The 7,040-nt window shown below is 32.9% G+C and carries 5 protein-coding genes; 4 read left to right on the forward strand and 1 reads right to left on the reverse strand.

Annotated features, from left to right (window positions below; genetic code table 11):
* The first annotated feature begins 3 nt into the window (after nucleotides 1–3).
* The 3 genes from FEM21_RS13460 (at nucleotide 4) to FEM21_RS13470 (ending at nucleotide 4,437) form a co-directional block, all read left to right on the forward strand.
* Entirely contained in the window at nucleotides 4–3,093 is a 3,090-nt protein-coding gene (locus tag FEM21_RS13460) for an efflux RND transporter permease subunit (RefSeq protein WP_035661307.1), read from the forward strand.
* A gap of 113 nt (nucleotides 3,094–3,206) precedes the next feature.
* Entirely contained in the window at nucleotides 3,207–4,043 is an 837-nt protein-coding gene (locus FEM21_RS13465; protein WP_035661310.1) for a sulfite exporter TauE/SafE family protein, read from the forward strand.
* Between the two features lies 1 nt (nucleotide 4,044).
* Nucleotides 4,045–4,437 carry a DUF1634 domain-containing protein gene (locus FEM21_RS13470; RefSeq protein ID WP_035661316.1) on the forward strand — a complete coding sequence of 131 codons (393 nt, stop codon included), beginning with the start codon at nucleotides 4,045–4,047 and terminating at the stop codon, nucleotides 4,435–4,437.
* Nucleotides 4,438–4,536: 99 nt separating this feature from the next.
* Here FEM21_RS13470 and FEM21_RS13475 read toward each other — a convergent pair whose 3' ends face one another.
* The gene (locus tag FEM21_RS13475; RefSeq protein WP_035661312.1) at nucleotides 4,537–5,628 is read right to left on the reverse strand and encodes a M42 family metallopeptidase; all 1,092 of its coding nucleotides are present in this window, start codon (nucleotides 5,626–5,628) and stop codon (nucleotides 4,537–4,539) included.
* 82 nt (nucleotides 5,629–5,710) lie between these two features.
* Here FEM21_RS13475 and FEM21_RS13480 point away from each other — a divergent pair, with 82 nt between their 5' ends.
* Nucleotides 5,711–6,388, forward strand: coding sequence for a DUF4294 domain-containing protein (locus tag FEM21_RS13480; protein WP_035661314.1), 678 nt, complete (start codon nucleotides 5,711–5,713; stop codon nucleotides 6,386–6,388).
* Nucleotides 6,389–7,040 lie beyond the last annotated feature (652 nt).

Below are 7,040 nucleotides of genomic sequence, written 5' to 3' on the forward strand. Positions count from 1 at the left end.
ATTATGCGAAAATTTGTTCAAAATATTGTATCCTTTTCTCTTAAAAACTCGCTCATCATATTTTTTATGACTGCGGCGTTATTTATTGGAGGAGTCTACAGTTATATACATACCCCAATTGAGGCCTTTCCGGATGTGACCAATACCAGAGCGAGGATTATTACGCAATGGCCTGGTCGAAGTGCCGAGGAAGTAGAAAAATTCATCACTTTGCCTATCACTAATGCGATGAATACAATTCCTAAGAAAGCCGAAGTTCGTTCTATTTCGTTATTTGGATTATCGGTTGTAACGGTATTGTTTAATGATGATGTAACCGATTTTTATGCACAGCAATATGCATCAAATCGAATGAATAATATCAATCTTCCCGATGGTAGTGATCCGGAAATTGATCCGCCATCCGGAGCAACAGGAGAGATTTTTAGATATGTAATAAAAAGCGATCTTCCTATAAAAGAAATCACAGCATTACAGGATTGGGTTATCGAGCGTGAGTTAGTTTCTGTTCCGGGTGTTGCTGATGTGGTAAGTTTTGGTGGAGAAGAAAAAATTTTTGAAATCAAGATTAATCCATCTGAATTAAATAATTATGATATTTCTCCTTTGGATGTTTTTGATGCTGTATCAAAAAGTAATATTAATGTTGGAGGAGATGTTATTCAGCGAGGAAATCAGGCTTATGTTGTAAGAGGTGTAGGTTTAATTGATAAGGTGGAAGATATTGGAAACATATTAATTAAAACCGTTGGAAATACTCCTATTTTAGTAAAACATGTAGCTAATGTTTCTATTTCGGCAAAACCAAGATTAGGTCAGGCTGGTTTAGATAATGATAGTGATGTTGTTGAAGGTATTGTTATTATGTTAAGAGGAGAAAATCCTGGAGATGTAATTAAAAAGTTAAGAGAAAGAATAGGTGAACTAAATGAACGAATTTTACCTTCTAATGTAAAAATTATTCCATTTATTGATCGTACTGAATTGGTAAATCATACTGTTCATACTGTTAGTAAAAATTTAGTCGAAGGAATTTTATTAGTTTCTTTAATTGTATTTATTTTTCTATACAATTGGCGAACTACTGTTATTGTGGCTTCGGTAATTCCATTAGCGTTTCTTTTTGCTATTATTATGCTGCGAATTCAAGGATTACCAGCTAATTTAATTTCGATGGGAGCGCTTGATTTTGGATTACTTCTCGAAGGGACTTTGGTTATTGTAGAAACCGTTTTTGTTACACTCGAAACCAAAGCCCATAAAGTAGGAATGGAGCGTTTCAATAAAATGTCAAAAATGGGATTGATCAAGAAAAGTGTCGGAAGTGTGGCAACTTATATTTTCTTTGCATTAATTATCTTGATTGTTGCGTTATTGCCAATATTTTCTTTCCAAAAAGTAGAAGGAAAAATGTTTTCACCTCTTGCATTTACTTTAGGTTATGCTTTATTAGGTTCTTTAATTCTTTGCCTAACCTATGTTCCGGCAATGTGCAAAGTATTATTGACTAAAAATATCATTGAGAGAGAAAATAAAATCAGTCGTTTTTTTAGAGAAAATTTATATAAGTTATTTCAATGGAGTACTAGAAATAAAAAAGGAACTTTACTCTTGTTTTTAAGTTTATTGGCTGTTTGTACAGGAAGATTTGCTTTTTATGGATCTGAGTTTATTCCTAAATTAAATGAAGGTGCTATTTATTTGAGAGCTACTTTGCCTAATAGTGTCAATTTAGACGAATCAGTGCGATTGACTCAGGAAATGAAAAAAACGATGAGTCAGTTTGAAGAAGTAAAATTTATTTTATCTCAAACGGGAAGACCTAATGATGGAACTGATCCTACGGGCTTTTTTAATATCGAATTTCATATCGAATTAAAACCAGAATCTGATTGGAAAAGGAAAATTAGCAAAAATGAATTGATTGCTGAGATGAAGGAAAAACTGGAAATCTATCCTGGAATTAACTTTGGTTTTAGTCAACCTATTCAGGATAATGTTGAAGAATATGTAGCAGGAGTAAAAAGTCCATTAGTAATTAAAATTTTTGGAAACGATTTGTTTGAGTTGGAATCTATGGCTCAGGATGTTGCTAATTGTATTAAAGATGTTCGGGGAATTGAAGATGTGAACGTGTATAAAAATATAGGTTTGCCCGAACTTAGAATTCAGTTGCACGACGAAAAAATGGCAAGATATGCTATTACAACTGCCGATGCACAGGCTGTAATTTCGATGGCTATTGGAGGACAGGCAGCTTCGACTTTTTACGATGATGAAAAGATGTTTGATATTAGAATCCGTTTTCAAAAAGAATACAGAGATTCTAAAGATAAGATTGAGAAAATTTTGATTCCAACTATGGATGGTAAAAAGATTCCTTTAAAAGAAATTGCCACCATTGATTATAAAACGGGTCCTACATTTATTTATCGTGAAGGAAATAGCCGTTACATAGCAATTGGTTTTAATATTGATGGCAGGGATTTAGGAAGTACCATAGCCGAAGCACAAAAAAAAGTAGCTAAGGAAATAAAATTACCAAAAGAAAATGTAATGAAATGGGCTGGAGAATTTGAAAGTAAAGAACGTGCAACAAAACAGCTTGCGCTTATAGTTCCGGTAGTGCTGGTACTGATTGTATTCTTGTTGTACTTTAATTTTGGTAATTTTAAAGATACGCTTATAGCTATAAGTACAATGCCATATGCTTTTATTGGAGGATTTTTGTCTTTATGGGTTACGGGAACTGTATTTGGAATTTCGGCTGGAATTGGATTTATTATTTTATTTGGAGTCAGTGCCATTGATAGTATTGTTTTAATAGGTGTTATCAAAGAAAATCTAGCCAAAAAAATGTCGCTTAAAAAAGCAATTAGTGATGGTGTTTACAATAGAATCAGACCGATTGTTATGATTGCTTTGATGGGGTCTTTAGGACTTTTACCAGCTGCATTGTCAACCGGAATGGGATCAGAGATACAAAAACCATTGGCTATTATGATTGTTGGAGGTTTAATTGTTTGTATGGTATTATCATTAACAGTTTTACCACAGGTGTTTTATTTGAGCTATAGAAATAGCAAAAAATAATCAAATTAATTTTAAAAAGACTGTCCTTAATTTTAGGACAGTCTACAATTTATAAACTAATGTTCTAAATAAATAGCTATTAGAAACATTAGTTCAAAAGAGTTTTATTCAAAATGACAGTACTTACATTTACGCTTATCATGCTTTTAGGAGCATTTTTGGCTGGCTTTATAGGTTCGCTTTCAGGTCTTGGGGGCGGAATCATAATTATACCATTATTAACAATACTACTAGGAGTTGATATTCATTATGCCATTGGAGCTGCTTTAGTTTCGGTTATTGCAACATCTTCAGGTTCGGCAGCAGCTTATGTTAAAGAAGGAATTACTAATATGCGTTTGGGGATTTTTTTAGAAGTAGCTACAACTATTGGAGCCGTTTGTGGCGCATTAATTTCTACAATTGCACCAACATCTTTTATAGCAGTTTTGTTTGGATTAACATTAATTTTTTCGGCTATAAATTCACTTCGAAAAAAAGAAGAGCATATTGTTTTGCAATCAACACCATTAGCAACAACACTTAAGCTTCCGGGGACATATCCTAACCATCATAAAGAATTAGTAGCATACGGTACTAAAAATGTTATAGGAGGTTTTAGCATGATGGGAGTTGCCGGAATGATGTCAGGTTTACTCGGAATTGGTTCCGGAGCATTCAAAGTAATTGCTATGGATAATATTATGCGAATTCCATTTAAAGTTTCTACTACAACTAGTAATTTCATGATGGGGGTTACTGCAATGGCAAGTTCCGTTATTTATATTCAAAAAGGATATATCGAACCTGGAATTTGTATGCCGGTGGTTATAGGTGTTTTATTTGGTGCAATGGCTGGAGCCAAAATTTTAGTAAAAACCGATCCTAAAAAATTACGCTTGTTTTTTGCTTTTTTAATAATTGTTTTAGCTATAAATATGATTTATAATGGACTTAACGGAAAAATTTAAAATGAGTACAGAGGAAAAAATAGAAGTAAAAGATTTTCAGCTTATTGTTGGGAATTTATTACGTTATGGAGTTTGGATTTCTTTATCTATTGCTTTTATAGGCGGAATAATTTACTTAATGAATCATGGAAGTGATTTGGAAAATTATTCAGTATTTAAAGAAAATGATACTAATATTTTTAGTGTTATTACTAATGTTTATGATGGTGTTATTTTAGGAAAAGGAGAATATGTAATCTTTTTGGGAATTATACTTTTATTCCTGACGCCAATGTTAAGATTGTTGATTTCTTTAGTTGTTTTTTATATAGAGAAAGACTTTTTATATGTTTTTATAACAATGCTTGTTGTTTTAATTATTGCAATGAGTATTTTTTTTGGGTTTTCACATTAAATAGAAATTTACGGTTTGTGATTGGTTATTGATTCAATAAAAAATCCTTAATTCTTTATTAGAATTAAGGATTTTTTGTATTGCTATTCGTTTTTATAACTATGATTTAAAATAAGAAAAAGTTTCGTTGTTTTCTATTTTAAGCAGTGTTTCGTAAATTAATTGAATTACATTTTCCACATCTTGTTTGTGTACCATTTCAACAGTGGTGTGCATGTAACGCAACGGAAGAGAAATCAAAGCCGAAGCCACTCCGCCATTGCTGTAAGCAAAAGCATCAGTATCAGTACCAGTTACGCGAGAAGAAGCCAGGCGTTGAAAAGGAATTTCTTTTTCTTCGGCAGTAGTGATAATTAAGTCTCTCAAATTGTTTTGTACCGCTGGAGCATAAGTTATTACTGGACCTTTCCCAATTTTTGTTTCGCCTTCAATTTTCTTATCAATCATTGGAGTAGTGGAATCATGGCAAACATCAGTAATAATGGCTACGTTTGGTTTTATAGTTTGTGTGATCATTTCGGCTCCACGTAAACCAACTTCTTCCTGAACGGCATTTGTAATATACAATCCAAAAGGTAATTCTACTTTATTTTCGTGCAAAAGACGAGCTACTTCGGCAATCATAAAACCTCCCATACGGTTGTCGATAGCGCGGCAAACGAATTTGTTTTCGTTCAAAACCACAAATTCATCAGGATAGGTAATCACACAACCTACATGAACACCTAGTTTTTCTACCTGTTCTTTAGTTTCACAACCTAAATCAATAAAGATGTTACTGATTTTAGGATTTTCTTCCTTGTCTCTGTTTCTGGTGTGGATGGCAGGCCAACCAAAAACACCTTTTACGATTCCGTTTTTAGTGTGAATGTTTACGCGTTTTGATGGTGCAATTTGGTGATCAGAACCACCATTTCTAATTACGTAAATCAAACCGTCTTCGGTAATGTAATTTACATACCAGGAAATTTCATCGGCATGACCTTCAATTACAACTTTAAAAGGAGCGTCAGGATTAATTACTCCCACTGCCGTTCCGTAGGTATCTGTAATAAAAGTATCCACATACGGTTTTAGATATTCCATCCAGATTTTTTGTCCGCTGCTTTCGTAACCAGTAGGTGATGCGTTATTAAGGTAGCTTTCTAAAAAAGCCATTGAATCATTGTTTAGGATTGATTTTGTACTCATAAAATATTTTTTTGCTAAAATATAAATTTGGTATTACAGTTGTGTATATAATGTATAATTTTACAGCAAATTATTACCTTATATGAAAGCTATTTCTTTTCTAGTATTCTTTTTGTTGGTTTCTTTTTCGGGTTTTAGCCAAGGAGGTACTCCTTATGATCCTAATGCTATGGGATATGTGTTAACTGAAAAAGACAGTATTTTAAGTGATACGATACGTTTGCCTGAAATTACTATTTCTAAAGAAAAACAAGATCCTGAAGCCAGAAAGCAATATATTATTTTACAGAATCGTGTTTATAGAACATATCCCTATGCTAAATTAGCAGCCGATAGGTTGACCAATCTAAATATAGGTATGGCTAGGCTTTCATCAGAAAGAGAAAAGAAAAGGTATTTTAAAATAGTAGAAGATTACCTTACCAATGAATTTGAGGCAAGATTAAAAAAATTATCCCGAAGCCAGGGACGTATTTTAGTAAAGCTAATTCATAGGCAAACAGGAAAAACAACTTATGAACTGGTTAAAACCCTAAAAAGTGGCTGGAAAGCTTTTTGGTCAAACACAGCGGCGAGTATGTTTGATATTAATTTAAAGTCCGAGTACAAACCATTTGAGACTAATGAAGATTATTTAATCGAAAACATACTGAAAGAAGCTTTCGAAACAGGACGATTACAAAATCAGCCAGCCGCAAGCCCGGTAAATGTAGATAGATTAAATGAGTATTGGGATGCTAAACTGTCTGCTAAACCTTAAAATGTAGTTATACATATATAAAGAAGCTTATACTTAATATATAGTATAAGCTTCTTTATTATTAGCTCTTTCCTGCTATCCGCTGCAATCTTTCTTGACAAAAAGTCGTCAAGCAAGGATTTTCACTACTATCAGGGCTAGGGAATGGTGGTTAAAACGAGATTTCACTATTATATATAGAGGAAAAACCTTTGTGAACTTCGTGCTTTCTTCGTGCTTTCTTCGTGCTCTTTGTGGTTAGAATAACCTAAACTCGCACAACACTGAAAAAACTTTGTTTTTTAACTTTCATATTTCCAGTTGATTAAAAAATAGTTTTAAAATAGTTTGAGAAAGTTGTTGTTTAAACGGAAAAAGGTTCTACTTTTGCACCCGCAACAGCGAAAACGTTCTAAGATATACTGGCAAGCAAAGTGATGATTATTTTAAAAATAAAAGTCAAAAAAAGCTTGTGAGATAAGAAAAGAAAAATTAGCTTTGCACCCCGCAAAAGCGGCAAGTTATTTGAAATAATGGTTAGAGAAAAGTTTTTTAAGCTTTGAAAAAAAAGAATAAAAAAACTTTAAATTTTTCTTGCCAGAATGAAAAGAAGTTGTAATTTTGCACCCGCTTTGAGAAACACGAATAAAAGTGAGAAACAAGCGAAAGAGTA

This window comes from Flavobacterium seoulense (assembly GCF_000695795.1).
In the GTDB taxonomy this organism is placed as follows: Bacteria; Bacteroidota; Bacteroidia; order Flavobacteriales; family Flavobacteriaceae; genus Flavobacterium; species Flavobacterium seoulense.